A 21,764-nucleotide genomic window follows, 5' to 3' on the forward strand; every position below is an offset into this window, starting at 1 on the left:
TGTAGCCCAATATCAGGAAAGGTCGGCGGGCGCCGGCGCATCCAGCCACGCCAGCAACTGGCGCAGCACGCCCGCGGCGCGCGCAAATTCAAAGTCGTCGATGGCACTGGCCAGCGCCTGCAGTCGCTGCTGTTGGCCGTGCGGCGCCAGCATGGCGGCGATCTGCGCCATCAAGGCGTCGTCCAGCTGCCCGCCTTCCAGGCTGGCGATGGCTTGCCGCAGCAAGGCACCAAAGGCGGAGGCATCGAGCGACGCGCTGGCGAGTGCCTCGGCCGCCGGCACCAAAGGCGCTTCGGCGCCCGCCTCCAGCTCGCCGGCCAGCGCCATGAAGGCGGCCGCCAGTTGCACCAGCAATTCGGTCACAGGCAGCTGGCGCGCGATGGCTTGCTCGATGCGTCCCAGCAGGCTTTCGACCTGCACCAGGCACAGGTTGCCCGCCGCGCCCTTGATACGGTGCAGCAAATGGCCCGCCACGCTGCTGCCGCCGCCGCGTTCCATTTCCGCCGCCAGCATCGCGGCGCAGTCGCCATTGGCCTGCACGAAGCGCGCAATGGCGCGCTGCAAGGCCTCGCGGCCGCCCCACAGGGCGACGCCGCGCTGCCAGTCCACCTGGCCAGCGGCGGCACGCGCCACCGCGCCGGCCGCCGGCGGCGGCATGGCCACGGCGATGTCGAGCAGGCGGGCGATTTCCGCCGTCAGCTTGTGCATCTCCAGCGGCTTCGAAGCAAAGCCGTTCATGCCGGCCGTCTGCGCGGCGCGCCGGTCCTGTTCCAGCACGCTGGCCGTCAGGGCGATGATGGGCGTCGCCTTCAGGCCCTGTTCGCGCTCGTGCACGCGGATCAGGCGCGTCGCTTCCAGGCCATCCATGCGCGGCATCTGCACGTCCATCAGGACGATGTCGAAGCTGCCCTTGCTGAACTCGCGCACGGCGCTCTCGCCATCGCTGGCGGCGATCACCTGGTGGCCGGCCGCGCCCAGGCTGATCAGGAGCAGCTCCACATTCTGCGGCACGTCGTCGGCTGCCAGGATGCGCAGCGGCGGCAAGGCCACCACGGGCTGCTCGCTGCGGCGCGCCACGGCCTTGCCCGGCGCCAGCGGCAGCAGCACGTGGAACACGCTGCCCACGCCCAGGGTGCTTTCCACCGTGATGGTGCCCCCCATCAGTTCGACCAATTGCAGTGAAATCGTCGTGCCCAGGCCCGTGCCGCCAAAGCGGCGGCTCATCGAGGAATCGGCTTGCGTAAAGGGAGCGAAGATTTTATCGAGCCGGTCGGCGGGGATGCCGATGCCCGTGTCGTGCACGGCGATATGCACCTGCTCGCCCTGCGTGCCGACGGCCACGCGCACATGGCCCACTTCCGTGAACTTGACGGCGTTGCCGATCAGATTCGTCAGTACCTGCTGTACCCGGCGCGCGTCGCCCAGGAAGAACTGGCCCATGCCGGGATCGACATCCACATGCAGCACCAGGTCGCGCGCATGCGCCGTGATGCGCAGCGACGCGGCCACGTGGTCGACCAGGTCAGGCAGCGAAAAGTCCACCAGTTCCAGTTCGGTGGCGCCTTTTTCCAACTTGGCCATGTCGAGGATGTCGTTGAGCAGCTCGAGCAGGGAACGGGCGGACTGGCGCACCGTGCCCAGATGGCGGCGCTGCAGGCTGTCCAGGGCGGTCCCCAGCAGCACTTCCGTAAAGCCGATGATGGCGTTCATCGGCGTGCGGATTTCATGGCTCATGTTGGCCAGGAAGCTGGTCTTCGATTCGGCGGCCAGCTCGGCGCGGTCTTTAGCCGCGCGCAGGTTTTCCTGCATGGCGCGCCGTTCGCTGACGTCGGTGGCCAGCTTGACCACCTTGAACGGCTTGCCGTCCGTGTTAAAGATCGGGTTGTACGAGGCCTGTATCCACACTTCCTGACCATGTTTGTCGATGCGCTTGTACTCGCCGGTATTGAATTCACCCTGCGCCAGGTGGTGCCAGAACGCCATATAGTCCGGCGAAGTCACGTAACCCGGTTCGCAGAAGATGCTGTGGTGCAGGCCCAGCACGTCGTCGAGCCGGTAGCCGACGAGGTTGAGGAAGTTCTCGTTGGCCGCCAGGATGCGTCCCTGCAGGTCGAACTCGATGACGGCCATCGCGCGCGAGATGGCCGTCACCTTGCCTTCGTATTCGGCGTTGCGCAATTCGCTTTCCGTGATGTCGAGGATGACACCATCGACCCAGCGCACCACGCCATCGTTATCGAGCACGGGACCGCTGCTTTCGCGCACCCAGCGTTCGCGCCCGTCGCGGTGAATCATGCGGTAGACGTTCTCGAAATCGCGCTTCTCGCCGGCCGCCTGCACGCAGGTGTCGTTGACGCGCTGGCGGTCGTCCGGATGTACGAGGTCGAACAGCCTGACCCGCCCTTCGATGAAATCCTGCGGCATCCAGCCCGTCAGGTTGAAAACGGCATCGCTGATGAAAATCATCTGCCATGCGGGCGCGTAGCTGCAGTGGAAGGACACGCCGGGGATATTGCGGATCAGGGTGCGGTACTGGCGCTCGCTGTCCTTCAGCGCCTGCTCCATGCTGCGCGACGAACGCATGTCCGTGACAAAAGCCACGAACAGGGGCTGGCCCGGCGTGTCGATCTTGCCGATCGCCACGCGCATGGGCAGCACGGCGCCATCCTTGTGGCAGCCATCGAGTTCGCGTCCGCTGTCGAGGATGCGCGAGGCGCCCGTCTCCAGGTAATCGCGCAGATAGCCCTCGTATTCGACCGCGTCGGCCGGCTGCAGCAGCACGCTGGCGTCGCGCCCCACGATCTCGGCTTCGCGCCAGCCAAACAGGCTTTCCGCGGCGGGGTTGAAGGAACGTACCTTGCCTTGGCCATCGATGGTGATCAGACCATCGGCCGCCGTGTCGACGATGGCGCGCAGGCGCGATTCGCTGACGCTGGCGTGGCCCAGCAGCTGGCGGTAGCGCAGCAAGCCGTTCGCGGCGGCCACGAAGACGGTCAGGGTGACGGTGATCAGGGCCACGGCCAGGGCCACGAACGAGGCCTGTACCGTAATCGTATTCTCGCCTGCCGTGGGCGTACCGGAAAAGCGCGCCGCCAGCATGCCCGTGTAATGCATGCCGGAAATGGCCAGGCCCATGACGACGCTGCTGACCAGCAAGGATGCCAGGGGGCTCAGGCGCTGGCGCATGGCGTTCAGGCCGAAGCGTATCCACAGCGCCAGCATGGCCATGGTGACGGCCACCACCAGCGACAAGACAAACAGCCACGGCTGGTAATGCAGGGTCAGCGAAGTTAGCATGGCGGCCATGCCGCTGTAATGCATGGAACCGATGCCCACGCCCACCAGCGCGCCACCCACCACCAGTTGTCGCCAGCTGATGCGCGGACGCGCCAGCAAGTGCAGCGCCACCCACGAAGCGGCCACGCCGGGCAGCATCGACAGCAGGGTCAGGCCGGGGTCGAAGGAAACGCGCGTGCAGATATCGAATGCCAGCATGCCGATGAAGTGCATCGACCAGATGCCGCCGCCGAGCGCGATGGCGCCCGTGATGATGGCCGTCTGGCGCTGGAAGCCGCGCTCGCTGCTGCGCGCCATGCCGGCGATCTGCAGGGCCATGAACGAGGCGAAAATGGCGATGCCGATGGAAAACAGCACCAGCCAGACATTGTGCGTGCCATAGATATAGGCAAGCGTGTTGTCCGATACATCAAACATGGAACTAAGCATACTGTCGTGGCATAAGGTGAGTGAAACGTGACGTCGCAAAACATGACGGCGCACCGTGCGCCGGCGCCACGCTTTTTACTAAAGCGGCAACACAGCGGAAATGACAACGGTAGCAGTCGACCAGGGCAAGGCTCGGTCATCACGCCCGCGCCTGCCGCGCGGGGGAAAGGTGCTTGTTCAGAGAGAAAAAGCGGAATGCGTACGAACTCTGGCGCGGATGTCTGGCCGCCAGCGTGACGATGATTTTTTAAAGAGCCACGAGTATAGTTGCTTTGCGAACATATTCATAGGACTTCAGCAATACAGTTATCAAAAATGATAGTAATTGCGGCGGCGATGCGACAATGGCCCGCCTATGCCTGCGGCCAGCGCGCGCGGATGGCATCGGATTGCTGGCTGATCGGGCCAGCCGTCTCGCTGACAGGGATACCGGCCAGTCTACAGCGGCGGCTGAGTTCGTCCTTGATCTGGCACAGCGACCAGCGCTGCGGCACGGGCAAGTCCAGGCCCACCATGCGGATCAGCGGACAGTCCGTGAGGGTCGTGTAGAGCAGCAGCTCCACGCGCGCAAGCGGTGGCGCAGCCCGGTAGACCTGCAGCGCGCCTCCATACCTGACCACTTCCACCCGCTGCAGCTGCACCAACTCCAGCTGTACGCTTTTATCCCAGCCCGGCAGGCGCCGCGCATGGCGCCGCAGCAACAGGCCCGCATCGTCAAGTTCCACATGAAAGAGCAGGCTGCGTCCGGGAAACAGTACCAGGCCTGCAATCCAGGCGGCCAGCGCCAGCGGACCGAACAACACTGCCTCGCCCGCATACGGCACGTCGCGCCAGACGGCTTGCCCGATAAAGGCGAGGATCAGGGCGCAGCCGCCCAGCAGCACGCTGCGCGACAGCACGGGATGCATATGCGCCATCAACGCCGCCTCGGCAGCCGCACCCTCGGCTGGTGCAAAGCATATCCACTCCGCGCGCGCCCCTTTCAGCTTGCGCGCCATATCTCCGCTCAAGCGGTCGGCGCCAGCATGCCGCGGAACCACGCCAGCTGCTCGCGCGTTAGGTAATTGGCGCCATCGCCATGCAGGATGACGATCTCGATCTCGGGAGGAATCGAAGCGATCAGTTGCGCGCCTGTGACGGGAATCTTGGGGAACGCGATGCCGTCCAGGAAAGCCGGGTCTTCCGCCACCGTCACGCACTGGCGCTCGGGATTGGGCGATGGCACGAGGAACAGGTCGATCTGCTCGCTTTGCCCTCCGATGACGACATGCAATTGCGCGGCCAGCAGTTCGGGCAGAATCAGCTCGATGTTATTCTCGGCGCGCGATTGCTGGAAAGCGCTTTTCAGGAGCGTGAGGACTGGTGTGGCGGACATGGGGACAGTAAAAAATGGAGACGGCGGCAGTGTAGCAGAGGCGCCGCGAGGGACGCGTTCTGCAAGCACAGCCTTTACATCTTGTAGTTCAGCGAGACAAGTACGCTGCGCGGCGCGCCGTAGCGTTCCAGCCCGCCCGACCAGGAGTAGCCGAGTCCCTGGTAGTAGCGGCGGTCGAGCACGTTGTCGACATTCACGCGCAGTTGCAGCTGCTCGCTGAGACGGTAGCCGGCCGTCAGCCCGACGATGGCGTAGCCGCCCTGCTGCGTCAGGTAAGCCTTGTCGCGGCGGTAAATCTTGTCCTGCGCAGTCACGTAGGCGCCCAGATTCCATTGCGCCAGGCTGCCGCTCAGCTGCACGTTCGTGTACAGCTTGAACAATTGCTTCGGTTCATCGGTAGCGATGCGCTGGCCGATGTTGGCGGCCACGCTGTCCTTTGTATACTTGGCCAGCACATAGGTGTAGCCGCCCGCGATCTGCCAGCCCGGGAATGGCGAGCCCGACAATTGCAGATCGACGCCTTCGCTCTGCACCTGCCCGGCCGCGCGGGCGCAATAGATGGCGCCGCCCGTGGGGCAATTGACTTCATCGGCCATGGCGCGGTTGTTTTGTTTGATGCGGAACAAGGCGCCGCTGGCATTGAGCCTGCCGCCGAAATACTCGCCCTTCACGCCTACTTCCAGATTGGTACCGCTCAGCGGTGGCAAGGTGTTGCCCTTTACATCGAGCACGCTTTGCGGCTGAAAGATCTGCGTGCCGCTCGCATACACGGAATGGTGCTGATCCAAATCGTAGACCAGGCCCGCGTACGGCGTGAACTTCGCGTTTTCCGTCAGGTCGCGGCGCCACGTCGGATTGGTGGCATACCAGCCCGTGACATCCTGCGCATACCAGCCGAAACGCCCGCCCAGCACCAGGCGCAGCGGATCGGCCAGGCTGAAATTGCCGGCCGCATACAGGCCCTTCTCATCCGTCTTGCGGCCCCAGTTGTACGGCTCAAATGGCGCGCCATTCATGCGGTAGGCGCGCGGATTCCAGCTGCGGATGTCGATCACGCGCTTCCCCGCACCTTCCCAGCTCTGCGCCGCGTCCGAATCGTCATGGCGGTAGCTGGCGCCGACGATGACGTCATGCTGGCGGCCGAACCAGGTGACGGGGCCGCTCAAGCGCCAGTCCGCCACCACTTGTTGCGTGTTGTACTTCCAGCCCGTTTCCGACTGTTCCAGCAGAAACGTTTCGCCATCGACGCGGCTGTTGGTGGTATTGCGCGTACTCGACGAGGCATCGATGCGCGTGATGGCGAAGCGGCTGCGCCAGCCCTTCTCCAGTTTCGTTTCCAGGTCGGCGAAGAACACGTTGTTGTCGCGTTTCTGGAAGGAATCGGCGTTGTTCAGGAAAGTCGAGCGGGGCAAGTCCATGTGTCGGCCATCAGGCAAGGTCGGCAGGCCGACGAACACGCCGTCGGTGCGGCTGTGCTGGCGCGAGAAACCGATGCCGGCCGTGGTCGACGGCGTCAGGTCCGCCTCGACGATCGCATACACGGTGCCGTTGGTGTTGTTGACCACGTCGACGAAACTGTCGCTGTCGCGCCAGCTGGCCGCCACCCTGCCGCGCACGCTGCCCGAGGCGTTCAGGGCATTGCTGGCGTCCACCGTCAATTGCCGGTCCTTCCAGCTGCCCAGGTGGGCCGAGGCGTCCAGCAAGGGCGTAGCCGTGGGGCGCTTGCGTATCATATTAATGCTGCCCGACGGCGCGCCCGCCCCTTCCATCAGGCCGGTGGCGCCGCGCACCACTTCCACGCGGTCGTACATCAGCATGTCGGCGGAGACGTTGCGTTCATTAAAACCCGTGACATCGAGCGGCAAGCCATCGACATTCACGTGGCTCAAGGCGAAGCCCCGGGCGAAATACGTGGTTTCCTGGTCGGACACGCCTTGCGTCTTGCCATACAGGCCGGGCGTGGCGCGCGCCACGTCCTGCAAGGTGGTCAGGTCGAAATCTTCCATTTGCTGGCGCGAAATGACGCTGACCGTTTGCGGCGTGTGGCGCTGCGACAGGTTCAAGCCCGTGGCCGTCGACAGATTCCTCGACGTGTATAAACCCGTGCCTTCCGTGGCGCGGTCCGCCTCGGCGCTGACGACCACGGCGGGCATGCTGTCCAGGCCGCCATCGGCCGTACTGACATTGATCTTGCGCAAAAGGTAATTGCCATTGCCACTATCCGTCACTTCCAAACCGCTGCCTTGCAGCAGTTTTTGCAGGCCGGCCACGACGCCATGGCGGCCCTGCAAGCCTGACGTCGCCAGGCCGTCGAGCGCCACGCCCTGGGTGGACAGGTTGACGCCGGCGGCGATGGCAAACGACGCCAGCGCGCCGCGCAGGCTGCCGGCAGGAATATTGTAGTCGCGCACGTTGGCGGCCGGGCTGGACTCGGCAGCCAGCGCCACCTGAGGCAAGCCGGTGCCGGCGGCGCCCACGGCGAGGAGCAGGACCAGCGCGGCGCGCACGGCGCCCGTAGTCGGATGGAGCGTCATTCGCGCTGGAGAAAATGGTGCAAGGATGCGGTGCTGCAAAGCCATGTAAGCCCTTTCGATGATTCGGATTGTTCGTTCTCTACCTTGTATGACGGAGCAATCTGAAAAAAGGGACAGGCAAACGGAAAATTTTGCTTCAGGCAGCCTCGACACTGATCCAGTAGCGCGTGCGACGCGCCAGCCGGATCGGCAAGGAACGTTGCAGCAAGAGCAGGATGTTGTCCGGGTCGTTCAGCTGGAAGATGCCGTCCACGGGCATGGCAGCCAGCGCCGGATCGCAGCGGATTACGCCGTAGCGATAGCGCGCTACCTGCCCGAGCAGCTCGCCCAGCGGCATGCGCTCGGCGATCAGCACGCCTTTCAGCCAGCCGGCAGCGTGCGGCGCCAGCGGCGTCAAGGCAGAAACGGCATGATCGTCGAAACTGCCCTGCTGCCCCGCATCAACCCTGCGCAAGGCGCCGGGCGCTTCACTTGGCTGCATCTCGACGGCGCCTTCGCTGACGCTCACCTGCGTACGCGGCGCCAGCACGGTGCCAGCGTGGCGCACGCTGAAGTGTGTGCCCAGCGCACGCACGGCACCATTGCTGCTGCGCACGAGGAACGGACGTGCCGGCACGGCCCCGTCGTGCGCCGTGGCGACATGAATTTCCCCGGCATGCAGCACGACCAGCCGCAATGCCGCGCCGTAATGCATATCAATGGCCGTGTCCGTATTGAGCACCAGTTGCGTGCCGTCAGGTAATGTCATGTGGCGGATTTCCCCCCTGGCCGTGCGGATGGCGGCGCGCCACGCTTGCCAAGGCGCCGACCGGCTGGCCAGCCACAGCGCCGGCCCGGCCGCGATCAGCCCGGCCAAGCCGTACAGCACGGCACGCCGGTGCGGCGACTGCGGCGCCGCGTCCGCCGTCTGGCGCAGCGCGGGCGGCACGCTGGCCAGCGTGCTGCACACCAGTTCGGCACGCTGCCAGGCCGTTTCGTGCGCGGGATCGCTGGCACGCCAGGCCTGGAAAGCTTGCTGCTCGTCGGGAGTCAAGGCGCCCCCGTGCAAACGCACCAGCCATTGCGCCGCCGCACGCGCGACGCGGGGATCGATGGCGGTCATGCTGGCATTCACAGGATCAGCAGGATGCAGCGTTCAAACGCCTGCACCATGTAGCGCTTGATGCTGCGCTCGCTCACGGCCAGGCGCCGGGCGATTTCCCCATAAGCGAGGCCGTCCACATGCGCCAGCAGGAAGGCGCTGCGTACCAGCGGCGGCAAGCCGTCGAGCATGGCGTCGATGCGCTGCAAGGCTTCGCGCACCAGCAAACGCTCTTCCGGCGATTGCATCAGCAGATCGGGCTGCTGCGCCAGGGTTTCCAGCCACGCCTGCTCCAGCGACACGCGCCGGTAATGGTCGATCAGCAGGCGCTGCGCCACGGTCGTCAGGTAGGCGCGCGGTTCGCGCAGGGTCTGCCGGCCTTCCGGCGGCGCCGTCAACAGGCGCACGAAGGTATCCTGCGCCAGGTCGGCCGCATGGTCGGCGCACTGCAGCTTGGCGCGCAGCCAGCGCATCAGCCAGCCGTGGTGGCTGCTGTAGATGCCTGCTATCGACTCGCTGGACTGCGCAATGTTCACTAGGGACTCCGATGCGCTCATGGCAAGGCGCGTCTAATTGATAATAATTCTCATTATCACAAATCATTGCCTTCGGCGTCAATGCCGGCGCCTGCCTATCCCTGGAAACTGTTGTTTCAGCGTGGTTGCTGGCGGTCTATATACAGACTCTTCATCACCATGCCGCCGCGCATTTTCTTGGCGCCCGGCGCCAGTCCTGCTGGACAAGCGCCCAGAAACACCCCCGTCAGTTCAGTCCGCTGCACCTCGGTCTTGCCGTTCAATTCCATCGTGGTGTCGGCGATCAACGTGTATCCCTTGGCAAGGTCGCCCTTGAAGCTGCCGGCCAGCATGGCACCCGGACAGCTGGACTGGAAGTGGTAACTGTCGCCCTGGCGGTTTTGCGACGCGATCTGACATTCCTGCTCGAAATCGGTCCACAAGTCATCTTCGATCAGGCGGTCGTATTGTTGGTCAACACAGATTTCCCAGGAAAACGGCGAGGTGGCGGGCGTCACCTTCCACAGCCCCGTGGCGCGCTGCAGGCGCTGCACAGGCTCGGCCGCCGAGGCGAACGTGGCCGCGCACAGGGGAAGGATAGTCATCAGGAACAGGGTCGCGCTGCGCTTCATGGGCATGCTCTTTCGGCTAAAAACTTGAATATAGCAAAGAGGAATGCCCGCAGGCCACACGCTTAGCCGTACATGGCGGTCGCGGGCGATTATGCCAGATGGCGTTTCTCTGGCTTTGCGGTCAGCACGAAGGGAATGGCAAACGGCCCCAGAAACACCACCAGGATGGCCCTGACAGCAGTTGTTTTCAAGGAGCGGCGTTTGGCAATGAAGAGGCAAGCGAAGGCCGACAGCGACCAGATCAAGGCAGGCAAGTATGTAGTCATCATGAACTCCGGATGCGCCTTGGAAGGCAGGAAACCATGCTGACACGGAAATGTGCTCACCGCAATGGCAGATTGGGCACCTGCCATTGCGGTGGCCGGCCAACCGCCACTCTTTCAGCCATTCTTAAGGCTGCAGACGGCGGTCGGCCAGCGATGTGTTCAATAATACACGGTCAGTGCTGGCCGATCTTCATGATTTTCAAGGCGTTCGTGCCGCCGACCTTGCCCATCGGCTCGCCCCAGGTCAGCACGACGGTGTCGCCCTTGGCCACGACTTTATGTTCCAGCAGCAAGTCTTCCGCCTGTTGCAAGACCTTGTCGCGGTCGGTGCCGGACGTCAGTTCCAGGGTGCTGACGTTGCGGTACAGGGCCAGCTTGCGGCGCGTGCCCACGCTCGGGGTCAGCGCGACGATGGGGATGTCGATGTTACAACGGCTCATCCACAAGGCCGTGGAACCCGATTCCGTCAGGGTGGCAATGGCTTTCACGCGCAGGTGATGGGCCGTAAACAGGGCGCCGTAGGCGATCGACTGGTCGATGCGCGAGAACGTGGCGTTGAGGAAATCGGCGTCCAGCTTGCAGGTATCCCATTTTTCCGCGTCCAGGCAGATGGCGGCCATCGCTTCCACCGTCTCGATCGGGTAGCGGCCCGAGGCCGTTTCCGCCGACGTCATGACGGCATCCGTGCCATCGAGCACGGCGTTGGCCACGTCGGATACTTCCGCGCGGGTCGGCACGGCGTTGACGATCATCGATTCCATCATCTGCGTGGCCGTGATCGCCAGTTTGTTCGACGCGCGCGCCATCTTGATCATGCGCTTTTGCAAGGCCGGCACGGCCGCATTACCCACTTCCACGGCCAAATCGCCGCGCGCCACCATGATGCCGTCGGAAGCGTCGAGAATTTCTTGCAGCGCAGGAATGGCTTCCGCCCGCTCGATCTTGGCGATCATCATCGGCTTGTGGTCCCACGCTTCGCCGGCGATATTGGCCAGCTGGCGCGCCATCACCATGTCGGTGGCGTTTTTCGGGAAGGACACGGCCACGTAATCGGCCTGGAAGCTCATCGCCGTTTTTACGTCTTCCATGTCTTTGGCTGTCAAGGCCGGCGCCGACAGACCGCCGCCTTGGCGGTTGATGCCCTTGTTGTTCGACAATTCGCCGCCGATTTTCACTGTCGTGTGGATTTCGCTGCCGACGACTTTATCGACCGTCAGCACGATCAAGCCATCGTTGAGCAGCAGCACGTCGGCCGTGCGCAAGTCGCGCGGCAATTCCTTGTAGTCGAGGCCGCAGCGCTCGATGTTGCCCAGTTCGCCGTTTTCACCCCACTTCGCGTCGAGGATGAACTTGGCGCCGTTTTCCAGGAAAATCTTGCCTTCTTCAAACTTGCCGACGCGAATCTTCGGGCCTTGCAAGTCGGCCATGATGGCCACTTCGCGGCCGCACAGGGCTGCCGCTTCGCGCACCATGCGGGCGCGGTCGATATGGTCTTGCGCCTTGCCATGCGAAAAGTTCAGGCGCACGACGTCGACGCCGGCCTTGAACATGCGCACGAGGGTATCGATATCGTTCGAAGCGGGGCCGATGGTGGAAACGATCTTGGTGGCGCGTTGCTGTACTTGCATGGTCATGGTGTGCTGCTTTCTATAATGAGTTGCTACAAGGGCCAGCCTTGTGGGCCGGCCGTCCTGGTGCGCTGGATCAGCGGTGGTTCCTTCTTACTTGGCCGCCATCAGGGCGACCGTGGTGTCCAACATGCGGTTCGAGAAACCCCACTCGTTGTCGTACCACGACGACACTTTCACGAGGCGCCCCGAGACCTTGGTCAGGGTCGAATCGAAGTTCGACGAGGCCGGGTTGTGATTGAAATCGATGGAAACGAGCGGTTCCGTCTGGTACGTCAAAATGCCCTTCAGCGCGCCTTCCGACGCCGTTTTCAGCAAGGCGTTGACTTCCTCGACGCTGGTGTCGCGCTTGGCGATGAAGGACAGGTCGACCAGCGACACGTTAATCGTCGGCACGCGGATGGCAAAACCGTCCAGCTTGCCATTCAGTTCCGGCAAGACGAGGCCGACAGCCGCGGCCGCGCCCGTCTTGGTGGGGATCATCGAATGCGTGGCCGAGCGGGCGCGGCGCAAGTCTTCATGCATCACGTCGGACAGCACCTGGTCGTTCGTATAGGCGTGCACGGTGGTCATCAGGCCCGATTCGATGCCGATGGCGTCGTTCAGCGGCTTTACTAATGGCGCCAGGCAATTCGTCGTGCACGATGCGTTCGAAATGACCGTATCGGATGCCTTCAACACATGCTGGTTGACACCGAACACGATGGTGGCGTCCACGTCCTTGCCACCAGGGGCAGAGATGATGACTTTTTTCGCTCCGCCCTTCAGGTGGGCCGACGCTTTTTCCTTGGTCGTGAAGAAACCCGTGCATTCGAGCACCACGTCGACGCCCAGTTCGCCCCAGGGTATCAGGGCCGGGTCGCGCTGCGCGAAGACGCGGATGCGGTCGCCATTGACGAGCATGTTGTCGCCGTCGATGGTGACGACGCCGGGAAACTTGCCGTGCACCGTGTCGTAGCGCGTCAAATGCGCATTCGACTTGGCGTCGCCCAGGTCGTTGATGGCGACGATTTCGATATCCTGCTGCTTGCCGCCTTCATAAAACGCGCGCAAGACATTGCGGCCGATGCGGCCATAGCCATTGATGGCAACTTTGATGGTCATGCTGTCTCCTTGATATTGTTTGAATGAATTAACCGCTGTTGCGTAGCCCGGCCGCGATGCCGTTGATCGACAAATGGATGCCCGTGCGCGCCGCCGCGTCCTGCTTGCCTTCGCGGAAACGCTTCAACAACTCCACCTGCACGTGATTGAGCGGGTCGATATACGGGAAACGGTTGCGTATCGAGCGCTGCATCAGCGGATTGGCTTGCTGCAACTCTTCCTGGCCCGTGATCAGCTTCAAGGCGTCCAGGGTGGCCGCGTATTCGGCGCGTATCCGTGTAAAGATGGCATCGCGCAAGACCTTGTCCTTGACCAGTTCCGCATACTTGCCGGCAATGGCGATGTCGCTCTTGGCCAGAACCATATCCATGTTCGACAGCAGGGACGTGAAGAATGGCCAGTCCGTGTACATGCCGCGCAGCACGTCCGCGCCGTCCGCCGGATGGGCGGCCAGGTAGGCTTGCACGGCGGAACCGAAGCCGAACCAGCCCGGCAGCATCAAGCGGCATTGCGCCCAGCTTAAGACCCAGGGAATGGCGCGCAAATCTTCGATGGACGTGGATTTCTTGCGCGACGCGGGACGGCTGCCGATGTTCAGGGCGGCAATCTCCGCGATCACCGTCGATTCCCAGAAATACTGTTCGAAGCCCTCCGTGCCATACACGAGGTCGCGGTAGGCGTTCAGGGCCGTGCCGGACAGTTCTTCCATCGCGGCCAGGTGGCCCGCGCCGGCCGAGGCCTTCGGTTGCAGCTGTGCCTGCGGCAGCAGGGTCGACTGGATAGTGGCGGCCACCAGCACTTCCAGGTTGCGGCGCCCTACTTCCGGGTTCGCGTACTTGGCCGTGATGACTTCGCCCTGCTCCGTCAGGCGGATCTGTCCCTGCACGGCGCCGGCCGGCTGGGCCAGGATGGCTTCGTAGCTGGGGCCGCCGCCGCGGCCGACGGAGCCGCCGCGGCCGTGGAACAGGCGCAGCTTGATCTGCTCTTGCTTGAAGACCGTCACCAGCTCGATCTCGGCCTTGTAGAGTTCCCAGCCCGACGTAAGGAAACCGCCGTCCTTGTTGCTGTCCGAATAGCCGAGCATGACTTCCTGCTGGTCCGCGCGCGATGCGAGCAAGCCACGATAGAACGGCAAGCCGAAGGCGCGCGCCATGATGGCGGGGCCGGCGCGCAGGTCGTCGATGGTTTCGAACAGGGGGATGATGTTGACATCAACTTCGCGGCTGTCCTGGCGCAGCAAGCCCACTTCTTTCAGCAGCAAAGCCACTTCCAGCAAGTCCGAGACGCTGGCCGCCTTCGAGATGATGCAGTTCGGTACCGATTCACGGCCGTATTTGACGTGGGCTTCGCGCACGGCGCGGAAGATGTCGAGTTCGGAGGTGGTTTCCTCCGAGTACTGCGCATACGGCGACGTGAGCAAGCGTGGCGACTCCAGTTCGGCCAGCAGCACGGCGATGCGCTGTTCTTCATCGAGGTCCAGATACGAGAGGCCCGGCTGGGCGCCAGCGAACAGTTCACCCACGACACGCTCATGCACGTCAGAATTCTGGCGCAGATCGAGCGGTGCCAGAGAAAAGCCGAAGACCTTGACGGCGCGGCGCAGCTGGCGCAGCCGGCCACGCGCCAGCGCGCGCAAGCCATTGCTGACGAGCGAATGCTGAACCACGTCCAGGTCGGCCAGCAGTTCGGCCGCTGCAGCGTAGGGCTGCACGCCTTCAGCCTGCTTGCCCTTGTTGGAGAGCACCACGCGCGTGGCTTCCAGGCGCGCATGGATGCCATGCAGGGCGCGGCGGTACGGCTCGTCGACGCGGTGCGGCGACGCATCGGCCGAGCGTTCGGCCAGCGCGCGCAGCGGCTCGCTGCAGGCATTGAGGATTTGCGCCAGCGACAGCTGCGAGGCGAGCTTGCGCAATTCGCCGAGGTAAAAATCGAGTACCTTGTCAGCCTGCGTCTGCAGGGTGCTGCGCAGGATGTCGGCCGTGACAAACGGATTGCCGTCGCGGTCGCCGCCTATCCAGCTGCCGACTTTCATGAAATTGGGCAATTCCGCATCTTCCCAGCGGGCATCTCGCTGGGCCAGCATGGTTTCCAGCGAGGAATACAGTTTCGGCAGTTCACGCAGGATGGTGTGGTCGTAGAACGACAGGCCATTGGCCACTTCATCCATGACGGACAGTTTGCTGGTGCGCAACAGACGCGTCTGCCACAGGGTGACGATGCCCCGGCCCAGCGCTTCCTCGTTTTGCTCGGCCTCTTCCGGCGTCATTTGTACGCGGTCGCGCTCGCTCAACAGGCGCGCGATGGCCATCTGGCAATTCTGGATGCTCTTGCGCTGCACTTCCGTCGGGTGCGCCGTGAAGACGGGACTGACGAAGGCATCTTCAAAGAACGATGCCAGCGCATCGGCCTTGCCCGCGTCAAACACGTTGCCAACGGCATGGCTGAGGCTACCCTGGCGCGGCGGCGAACCGGCGATCAAATGGGCGCGCGTGCGGCGGATGTGGTGTTGATCTTCCGCAATATTGGCCAGCAGCGAGAAATAGCTGAAAGCGCGCGTCAACTGCGTGGTTTCTTCCTGCGACAGCGCTTGCAAGGCGTCCGACAGCTGCGCGCGCGCCACTTCATCATTGTCGCGGCGGAAACGGATGGCCAGCTGGCGCACATGTTCGATGCGCTCGAAGGCGGGGTCGCCCAGGTGGTTGCGGATGGCGTCGCCCAGCAGACGGCCCAGCTGGCGGATATCGCTGCTCAGCAGCTCGTCTTTCACTTCATTCATTTGCATGGTATTCATTTCCTGGGGCGGCCACGGCGGCACCGCACAGATTGCGTAGTACGCGCTTCCCGGCCCGGGAAACGCCCATCATCCATTTTGTAGTAAATTTACCTTATTGTCTCACCATCCTCTTGATTTTCATCAATAAAATCCACGCCAAAAGGGCCACAAAGGGCTTGCGAGCTGTTTGCCAGGGCAACAATATGAAAATTTACTACGCATTTAAGCGAAAGGCAACCAACTTTTGTCTTTCGAGGCTGAAAAGTGACGGCACAACACACATGGCCAGGCGCTCTGCTGTATGCTGGCGGCTGAAACAAGGATGTAATCCACATCTTTAGAAACGATACCCCATGCGACTGACTGCCTATACCGACTACACCCTGCGCACCCTGATGTACCTGGGCGTGCACCGCGACCGGCTCGTGACCATCCAGGACATCGCCGACCTGCATACCATTTCGAAGAATCACCTGATGAAGGTGGTGCACCAGCTGGGCCTGTCAGGCATCGTGGAAACGGTGCGTGGACGCAACGGCGGCCTGCGCCTGGCGCGCGACCCGGCCGAGATCAATATCGGTACGGTGGTGCGCGAAACGGAGAACGATTTTTTCATGGCGGAGTGTTTTAACAAGGAACACAATACTTGCCCGCTGACGCCGGATTGCCTGCTGAAAGCCAAGCTGGGCCAGGCCACAGGCGCCTTCCTGGCCGTGCTCGACACGGTGACCCTGGCAGCCATCCTTGAGCCCGCAGGCAATGTACCCGCGCTGGCGGCGGGCGTGATTCCCCTGCATCTGGCAAAGTAAGCGCATTACACCGTGCGCTAAAAACGACAATGCCCGGCGAACCGGGCATTGCTTCCTTCAGTAACGAACTAATCCATCAATGCGCGCTGGCACCAGCGGCGCCGATGCCCGTCTCCGAACGCATTTGCTGCGCTTCGTAGCCGGCGCGGTCGATGCGCGCGCGGGGGCTCTTGTCGAGCACCGAGAACAGCCAGATGCCAACGAAGCCGGCCGTCATCGAGAACAGCGCCGGTGAAGCATACGGGAACAGCGCCTCCGGATGACCGAGCACGTCGACCCACACGGACTTCGACACCACCGTCAGCGCGACGGCCGTGGTCAAGCCCAGGAAGCCGCCGATGGTGGCACCCCGCGTGGTGCAATCCTTCCACAGCACCGACATGAACAGCACGGGGAAGTTGGCCGAAGCGGCGATGGCGAAGGCCAGCGAGACCATGAAGGCGATGTTCTGCTTTTCAAAGGCGATGCCCAGCACCACGGCGATAATGCCCAGCACGATCGTCGTCACGCGCGACACTTTCAATTCGTTGGCGCCCGTGGCCTTGCCCTTCTTGATGACGGTGGCATACAGATCGTGCGACACGGCCGACGCGCCCGACAGGGTCAAACCCGCCACGACGGCCAGGATGGTGGCAAACGCGACAGCCGACATGAAACCGAGGAAGACATTACCGCCCACGGCCTTGGCCAGATGCACGGCCGCCATGTTATTACCGCCCAGCAGCTTGCCTGCAGCATCCTTGAACTCGGGATTGGTGCTCACCAGCACAATGGCGCCAAAGCCGATGATGAAGGTCAGGATGTAGAAGTAGGCGATCCAGGTGGTGGCCCAGAACACGGATTTACGCGCTTCCTTGGCGCTCGGCACCGTGAAGAAACGCATCAGGATATGCGGCAGGCCAGCCGTACCGAACATCAGCGCCATGCCAAACGAGATGGCCGAGATCGGGTCCTTGATGAAGGAACCGGGGCCCATGATGGCTTCCTTGGCGGCGTGCACGTCCACCGACTTGGCGAACAGCGCTTCCGGGCTGAAGTTGAATTGCGCCAGCACGGCCACGGCCATGAAGGTGGCGCCGCCCAGCAACATCACTGCCTTGATGATCTGCACCCAGGTGGTGGCCGTCATGCCGCCAAACAGCACGTAGATCATCATCAGTGTACCGACCAGGACGACGGCGATCCAGTATTCGAGGCCGAACAGCAGCTTGATCAGCTGGCCCGCGCCCACCATCTGCGCAATCAGGTAAAAGGCCACCACGACGAGGGTGCCGGACGCCGAGAAAATGCGGATCGGCGCCTGCTTGAAGCGATAGGCGGCCACATCGGCAAAAGTATAGCGGCCCAGGTTGCGCAGGCGCTCGGCCATCAGGAAGGTGATGACGGGCCAGCCGACGAGAAAGCCGATGGCATAGATCAGGCCATCGTAGCCATTCAGGAAGACGGCGGCGGAAATGCCGAGGAAGGAGGCAGCCGACATATAGTCGCCCGCAATGGCCAGGCCATTCTGGAAGCCCGTGATGCCGCCGCCGGCCGTGTAGAAATCGGAGGCCGACTTGGTCTTCGCGGCCGCCCATTTGGTGACGAACAGGGTGAAGATGACGAAGGCGGCGAACATGGTGATCGCCGTCCAGTTGGTGGGCTGCTTGACTGCCTGGCCCAGGTCAGCGCCGGCCGCCAGCACGCTGTTGCTGGCGCTCGCCAGCAAGGTCAGGGCTGCCAGGCAGGAAAATTTGCGTTGCGTCGATGGGCTGCGGTTCATGCTTGCACCCGTGCCTGGATGGCGCTGGTCAGGTCGTCGAATTGCTTGTTGGCACGGCGCACATAAATGCCGGTGATCAGCACGGTAAAGACGATGACAAACAGGCCGATCGGCATACCCCAGGTCATGACACCGGCGCCCGTTTTAGTGGCAAGAAATTCCTTGTTGAAGGCGATGAGCAGAATGTAGCCGTAGTACACCAGCATCATCAGGCCCGTCAGTGCCCAGCCGAAGCGTGAACGCACCTTGACCAACTGATGATAGTTGGGGTCGCCCTTGATTTTTTGAACCAGATCGTCATGCATTGTGTTGCCTCCTGTTATGTAAAAGCGTGCTCTTTTGTGCGAGCTTGCATTCACAATACGGCGCGAGACTTACCCGCCCCTTACGGCAGCGATTTTTTCTCGCAGGAGCAACACCAGGCAGGCTTGCGGCAAGATCAGTTCAGCGCGGCTGCCGGTCCGAAGAACTCATGGTGCGTCTGCTGTTCCGGCACGCCCAGTTCGCGCAAGTATTGCTTGACGGCGCGCATGAACGGCTGCGGCCCCAGGAAGTAGGCATCGACATCGCGCGAGGCCGGCAGCCAGTGACCGAGCTGCTCTTTATTGAGCAAGCCGACGGCGTCCGGCGCATCTTGTTCGCCGCCATGTTCCGCGTAGCAGTAATAACGCTGCAGCTGCGGGTGCTGCGCGGCCAGTGCGTCGATCTGCGCGCGAAACGCATGCACGCCGTGGTTGCGCGCCGCGTGGATGAAATGCACGGGACGCTTGCCGCGCAGGGCCGCCGTCAGCATCGCCAGGGTGGGCGTGATGCCCACGCCGCCGCTGATCAGCACCAGCGGCTTGTCGCTGTCGCGCAGCACGAAATCGCCCGACGGCGGCGTCAGTTGCACGGTGTCGCCCGCCTGCACATGGTCGTGGAAGAAATTGGACACCTTGCCGCCCTCTTCGCGCTTGACGCTGATGCGGTAAGTCTGGCCATTGCTGGCGGCGGACAGGGAATACTGGCGGCGCATGGGCACGCCATCGACGCTGGCCAGCACGCCGATATACTGGCCTGGCGCAAAGTCGAGCACGGGCTGGCCATCAGCGGGCGCCATCAGGAAGGAGGTAATCTCCGCGCTTTCCACCGTCTTGCTACGCACTAAAAAATCGCGCGCGCCGCTCCAGCCGCCAGGCGCGGCGGCCTGCGCCTTGTAGATGCGCCCTTCTTCGCCGGCCAGGATGTCGGCCAGCTGGCCGTAAGCCGCGCCCCAGGCATCGATGACGGCGTCGCTGGCCACCTCGGCGCCCAGCACTTCGCGGATCGCTTGCAGCAGGCTGGCGCCCACCAGCGGATAGTGCTCGGCGCGGATCTGCAGGGCCACGTGCTTGTTGACGATGGTGGCCACCAGGTCGCCCAGCGCGGCAAGCTTGTCGATGTTCTTGGCATACATCAGCACGCCATTGGCCAGCGCGCGCTGCTGGTCGCCGCTGTGCTGGTGCGCCTGGTTAAAGTACGGCAGCACTTCGGGATGGTCGCGGAACAGATTCTTGTAGAAGTGGCGCGTCAGCGCTTCGCCGCCCTGCTCGAGGATGGGGACGGTGGCAGTGATGATGGCGCGTTGTTCTTGGGTCAGCATGTAAAACTCCTGTGTAGATTAGTAAGCGGTATCAGGCCAGCGTTTCAACGGCTGGATATAACTCATGGTCTTCGCGCCGCATGCGCTGGAACAGCGCGTGCAGCACGATATTGGCTTCGCTGCGGAAGGCTTCCGGTTCGGCTTCCAGGCGCACGGGCGTATTCCAGCGGCCCGCAAAATCCAGGTAGGCGCCGGCGATGCCCTGCATCTCGTTTTCGTACTGGCGACCCAACTGGGCCACCTCGGCCACGCCGGACGCTTGCGCGGCCGGATACAGGTAGCGCTGCTCGACGGACAGATGCAGCTTGATCAAGCCGCTCATGGCGATGATTTGTTCGGCAATGGCCTGCGCCTGCGCGGCGACACCGCCGCGCGCCAGCTGGCGCAAATCGTCGATGGCGGACAGGATGGCCAGGTGCTGTTGTTTGAATTTATCAATATTCATGGCGTGTTTCTCTTGTTGAGTGTTGCCAGTGTAGCGGAATTCGCTTAAACATGCAAAATAGATGCATCTTTAAGGCGTAAGTGTTTCCTGCGGGAATCTGGATCGACATGCGCCACTATGTGCGGCACAGAACACAGGCTACGGCCACGTCTGCCTATAATTTATTCATCACAGCGCGGGTCCGTTTCGACCGTGCCGCACCCTCCACTCCAGCCAAGGATGAGCATGAGAATGAAGACGGACACGGTCAAGACGGGCCTGGGCCAGGCGCAACAACTGGCCGGCATCATCAACGAGCACCACACGGAACTGCTGGACGGCTGGATGGCCGGCCTGATCGCCCGCCTGGTGCGGCGCGACAAGATCGCGGAAAACGAGCTGCGCCAGCAGGCATCGCAATTTTTGCCGCTGCTGGCCAGCGCGCTGGAAAGCGGCGACTCTTTCGACCTCGAAGGCGGCGCCTGGGACGACACGCGCCAGCTGATCGCGGAAATATCGCAATCGCGCGTGCGCCAGGGCTATTCGCCGATCGACACGGCCAGTTTCATGTTCGCCCTCAAGGAGCCGCTGTTCGCCTACCTGCGCAAGGAAATCACGGCGCAGCCGCAGGAACTGGGCGACGCCATCGTCAGCACCAGCAAATTGTTCGACGAGCTGGGCTTGCTGACCATCGCCATTTACCAGAAGGCGCGCGAACAGGTAATTTTGCGCCAGCAGCAGGAATTGCTGGAACTGTCCACGCCCGTGGTGCAACTGTGGCAAAACGTGCTGGCCCTGCCCCTGATCGGCACCCTCGACAGCGCCCGCACGCAAGTGGTGATGGAAAGCCTGTTGCAAAAGATCGTCGACACAGGCGCCTTGATCGCCATCATCGACATCACGGGCGTGCCTACAGTCGACACCCTGGTGGCGCAGCACCTGCTGAAAACCATCGCCGCCGCGCGCCTGATGGGCGCCGACTGCATCATCAGCGGGATCCGCCCGCAGATCGCGCAAACCATCGTGCACCTGGGCGTGAACCTGGAGGACGTGATGACCAAGGCCACCCTGGCAGACGCCTTCGTCGTAGCCCTGAAACGCACGGGCTCCAGCATCACCTACCAGCAGCACCCACACTGAGGCGCCTATGGAAAGAATCCCCATTTTACGCATGGGCCGGCTGCTGCTGGTGACCATACAGGTGGACATGCATGACCGCCTGGCGATGACCTTGCAGGACGATCTGACGACGCGCATCGTGACCGACCGCGCCACTGGCGTGCTGATCGACATTTCCGCGCTCGACATCGTCGATTCCTTCATCGGCCGCATGATCAGCAATACGGCGGCGATGGCGAAAATCCTCGACGCGCACACCGTGGTCGTGGGCATGCAGCCGGCCGTCGCCATCACCCTGGTGGAACTGGGCCTGACCTTGGAAGGCGTGAGCACGGCGCTCAACGTGGAACTGGGCATCAAACTGCTGGAACGGGGCGGCGCATGCGCATGACGGG

At 62.9% G+C, this 21,764-nt stretch carries 18 protein-coding genes; 3 read left to right on the forward strand and 15 right to left on the reverse strand.

The window, feature by feature from the left end:
- Window positions 1–12 precede the first annotated feature (12 nt).
- The 11 genes from ACQ4WY_RS02305 to ppc form a co-directional block, all read right to left on the reverse strand.
- Window positions 13–3,714: a PAS domain S-box protein gene (locus ACQ4WY_RS02305; RefSeq protein WP_436502647.1), complete on the reverse strand. Its 3,702-nt coding sequence runs from the start codon at window positions 3,712–3,714 to the stop codon at window positions 13–15.
- Between the two features lie 365 nt (window positions 3,715–4,079).
- Window positions 4,080–4,736, reverse strand: coding sequence for a hypothetical protein (locus ACQ4WY_RS02310; protein ID WP_436502648.1), 657 nt, complete (start codon window positions 4,734–4,736; stop codon window positions 4,080–4,082).
- Window positions 4,733–5,101 carry a hypothetical protein gene (locus ACQ4WY_RS02315; RefSeq protein ID WP_436502649.1) on the reverse strand — a complete coding sequence of 123 codons (369 nt, stop codon included), beginning with the start codon at window positions 5,099–5,101 and terminating at the stop codon, window positions 4,733–4,735. Before ACQ4WY_RS02315 ends, ACQ4WY_RS02310 begins: the two co-directional genes overlap by 4 nt.
- A 74-nt stretch (window positions 5,102–5,175) precedes the next feature.
- On the reverse strand, window positions 5,176–7,635 hold the full coding sequence (locus ACQ4WY_RS02320) for a TonB-dependent siderophore receptor (RefSeq protein ID WP_436502650.1): 2,460 nt from the start codon (window positions 7,633–7,635) through the stop codon (window positions 5,176–5,178).
- Window positions 7,636–7,771: 136 nt separating this feature from the next.
- The gene (locus tag ACQ4WY_RS02325; RefSeq protein WP_436502651.1) at window positions 7,772–8,737 is read right to left on the reverse strand and encodes a DUF4880 domain-containing protein; all 966 of its coding nucleotides are present in this window, start codon (window positions 8,735–8,737) and stop codon (window positions 7,772–7,774) included.
- Window positions 8,738–8,745: 8 nt separating this feature from the next.
- Window positions 8,746–9,252 (reverse strand): sigma-70 family RNA polymerase sigma factor, encoded by a 507-nt coding sequence (locus ACQ4WY_RS02330; protein WP_436502652.1) that lies wholly within the window; start codon window positions 9,250–9,252, stop codon window positions 8,746–8,748.
- Window positions 9,253–9,368: 116 nt separating this feature from the next.
- Window positions 9,369–9,863 carry a DUF3617 domain-containing protein gene (locus tag ACQ4WY_RS02335; RefSeq protein ID WP_436502653.1) on the reverse strand — a complete coding sequence of 165 codons (495 nt, stop codon included), beginning with the start codon at window positions 9,861–9,863 and terminating at the stop codon, window positions 9,369–9,371.
- 89 nt (window positions 9,864–9,952) lie between these two features.
- Complete coding sequence (locus ACQ4WY_RS02340; RefSeq protein WP_436502654.1) at window positions 9,953–10,216, reverse strand: hypothetical protein; 264 nt, start codon at window positions 10,214–10,216, stop codon at window positions 9,953–9,955.
- 86 nt (window positions 10,217–10,302) lie between these two features.
- Entirely contained in the window at window positions 10,303–11,763 is a 1,461-nt protein-coding gene (gene pyk / locus ACQ4WY_RS02345) for a pyruvate kinase (RefSeq protein WP_081345659.1), read from the reverse strand.
- 87 nt (window positions 11,764–11,850) lie between these two features.
- Window positions 11,851–12,861 carry a type I glyceraldehyde-3-phosphate dehydrogenase gene (gap, locus tag ACQ4WY_RS02350; RefSeq protein ID WP_353656915.1) on the reverse strand — a complete coding sequence of 337 codons (1,011 nt, stop codon included), beginning with the start codon at window positions 12,859–12,861 and terminating at the stop codon, window positions 11,851–11,853.
- Between the two features lie 28 nt (window positions 12,862–12,889).
- Entirely contained in the window at window positions 12,890–15,643 is a 2,754-nt protein-coding gene (gene ppc / locus ACQ4WY_RS02355; RefSeq protein ID WP_436502655.1) for a phosphoenolpyruvate carboxylase, read from the reverse strand.
- 344 nt (window positions 15,644–15,987) lie between these two features.
- Between ppc and ACQ4WY_RS02360 the strand changes: the two genes are divergently transcribed.
- On the forward strand, window positions 15,988–16,443 hold the full coding sequence (locus ACQ4WY_RS02360; RefSeq protein WP_353656913.1) for an RrF2 family transcriptional regulator: 456 nt from the start codon (window positions 15,988–15,990) through the stop codon (window positions 16,441–16,443).
- Between the two features lie 76 nt (window positions 16,444–16,519).
- On the opposite strand, the gene ACQ4WY_RS02365 is transcribed toward ACQ4WY_RS02360, so the two are convergent.
- The 4 genes from ACQ4WY_RS02365 to ACQ4WY_RS02380 all read right to left on the reverse strand — a co-directional run bounded on the left by ACQ4WY_RS02365 (window position 16,520) and on the right by ACQ4WY_RS02380 (window position 20,271).
- Entirely contained in the window at window positions 16,520–18,205 is a 1,686-nt protein-coding gene (locus ACQ4WY_RS02365) for a cation acetate symporter (protein ID WP_436502656.1), read from the reverse strand.
- Window positions 18,202–18,510, reverse strand: a complete 309-nt coding sequence (locus tag ACQ4WY_RS02370; protein WP_436502657.1) for a DUF485 domain-containing protein — start codon at window positions 18,508–18,510, stop codon at window positions 18,202–18,204. Before ACQ4WY_RS02370 ends, ACQ4WY_RS02365 begins: the two co-directional genes overlap by 4 nt.
- A 134-nt stretch (window positions 18,511–18,644) precedes the next feature.
- Window positions 18,645–19,826 (reverse strand): NO-inducible flavohemoprotein, encoded by a 1,182-nt coding sequence (hmpA, locus tag ACQ4WY_RS02375; RefSeq protein WP_436502658.1) that lies wholly within the window; start codon window positions 19,824–19,826, stop codon window positions 18,645–18,647.
- A gap of 31 nt (window positions 19,827–19,857) precedes the next feature.
- Window positions 19,858–20,271, reverse strand: a complete 414-nt coding sequence (locus ACQ4WY_RS02380; protein WP_436502659.1) for a hemerythrin domain-containing protein — start codon at window positions 20,269–20,271, stop codon at window positions 19,858–19,860.
- Between the two features lie 225 nt (window positions 20,272–20,496).
- Between ACQ4WY_RS02380 and ACQ4WY_RS02385 the strand changes: the two genes are divergently transcribed.
- Both ACQ4WY_RS02385 and ACQ4WY_RS02390 read left to right on the forward strand, forming a co-directional pair.
- Window positions 20,497–21,390 carry an STAS domain-containing protein gene (locus ACQ4WY_RS02385; RefSeq protein WP_436502660.1) on the forward strand — a complete coding sequence of 298 codons (894 nt, stop codon included), beginning with the start codon at window positions 20,497–20,499 and terminating at the stop codon, window positions 21,388–21,390.
- A 7-nt stretch (window positions 21,391–21,397) separates the two neighbouring features.
- Complete coding sequence (locus ACQ4WY_RS02390) at window positions 21,398–21,760, forward strand: STAS domain-containing protein (protein ID WP_353656908.1); 363 nt, start codon at window positions 21,398–21,400, stop codon at window positions 21,758–21,760.
- Window positions 21,761–21,764: the final 4 nt, after the last annotated feature.

Origin of the sequence: Janthinobacterium salmonicoloratum (assembly GCF_051380845.1) — a bacterium.
GTDB classification, from domain to species: Bacteria; Pseudomonadota; Gammaproteobacteria; order Burkholderiales; family Burkholderiaceae_D; genus Janthinobacterium; species Janthinobacterium lividum_F.

What these genes read in the sequence shown, in the direction of transcription:
- ACQ4WY_RS02360 (WP_353656913.1), top strand. Translation starts at nt 15,988, where the DNA reads ATGCGACTGACTGCCTATACCGACTACACCCTGCGCACCCTGATGTAC.
- ACQ4WY_RS02320 (WP_436502650.1), bottom strand. Translation starts at nt 7,635, where the DNA reads ATGACGCTCCATCCGACTACGGGCGCCGTGCGCGCCGCGCTGGTCCTG.
- ACQ4WY_RS02380 (WP_436502659.1), bottom strand. Translation starts at nt 20,271, where the DNA reads ATGAATATTGATAAATTCAAACAACAGCACCTGGCCATCCTGTCCGCC.
- ACQ4WY_RS02390 (WP_353656908.1), top strand. Translation starts at nt 21,398, where the DNA reads ATGGAAAGAATCCCCATTTTACGCATGGGCCGGCTGCTGCTGGTGACC.
- ACQ4WY_RS02325 (WP_436502651.1), bottom strand. Translation starts at nt 8,737, where the DNA reads ATGACCGCCATCGATCCCCGCGTCGCGCGTGCGGCGGCGCAATGGCTG.
- ppc (WP_436502655.1), bottom strand. Translation starts at nt 15,643, where the DNA reads ATGCAAATGAATGAAGTGAAAGACGAGCTGCTGAGCAGCGATATCCGC.
- ACQ4WY_RS02370 (WP_436502657.1), bottom strand. Translation starts at nt 18,510, where the DNA reads ATGCATGACGATCTGGTTCAAAAAATCAAGGGCGACCCCAACTATCAT.
- ACQ4WY_RS02365 (WP_436502656.1), bottom strand. Translation starts at nt 18,205, where the DNA reads ATGAACCGCAGCCCATCGACGCAACGCAAATTTTCCTGCCTGGCAGCC.
- hmpA (WP_436502658.1), bottom strand. Translation starts at nt 19,826, where the DNA reads ATGCTGACCCAAGAACAACGCGCCATCATCACTGCCACCGTCCCCATC.
- ACQ4WY_RS02315 (WP_436502649.1), bottom strand. Translation starts at nt 5,101, where the DNA reads ATGTCCGCCACACCAGTCCTCACGCTCCTGAAAAGCGCTTTCCAGCAA.
- ACQ4WY_RS02335 (WP_436502653.1), bottom strand. Translation starts at nt 9,863, where the DNA reads ATGAAGCGCAGCGCGACCCTGTTCCTGATGACTATCCTTCCCCTGTGC.
- ACQ4WY_RS02385 (WP_436502660.1), top strand. Translation starts at nt 20,497, where the DNA reads ATGAGAATGAAGACGGACACGGTCAAGACGGGCCTGGGCCAGGCGCAA.
- pyk (WP_081345659.1), bottom strand. Translation starts at nt 11,763, where the DNA reads ATGACCATGCAAGTACAGCAACGCGCCACCAAGATCGTTTCCACCATC.
- ACQ4WY_RS02305 (WP_436502647.1), bottom strand. Translation starts at nt 3,714, where the DNA reads ATGTTTGATGTATCGGACAACACGCTTGCCTATATCTATGGCACGCAC.
- ACQ4WY_RS02340 (WP_436502654.1), bottom strand. Translation starts at nt 10,216, where the DNA reads ATGGCAGGTGCCCAATCTGCCATTGCGGTGAGCACATTTCCGTGTCAG.
- gap (WP_353656915.1), bottom strand. Translation starts at nt 12,861, where the DNA reads ATGACCATCAAAGTTGCCATCAATGGCTATGGCCGCATCGGCCGCAAT.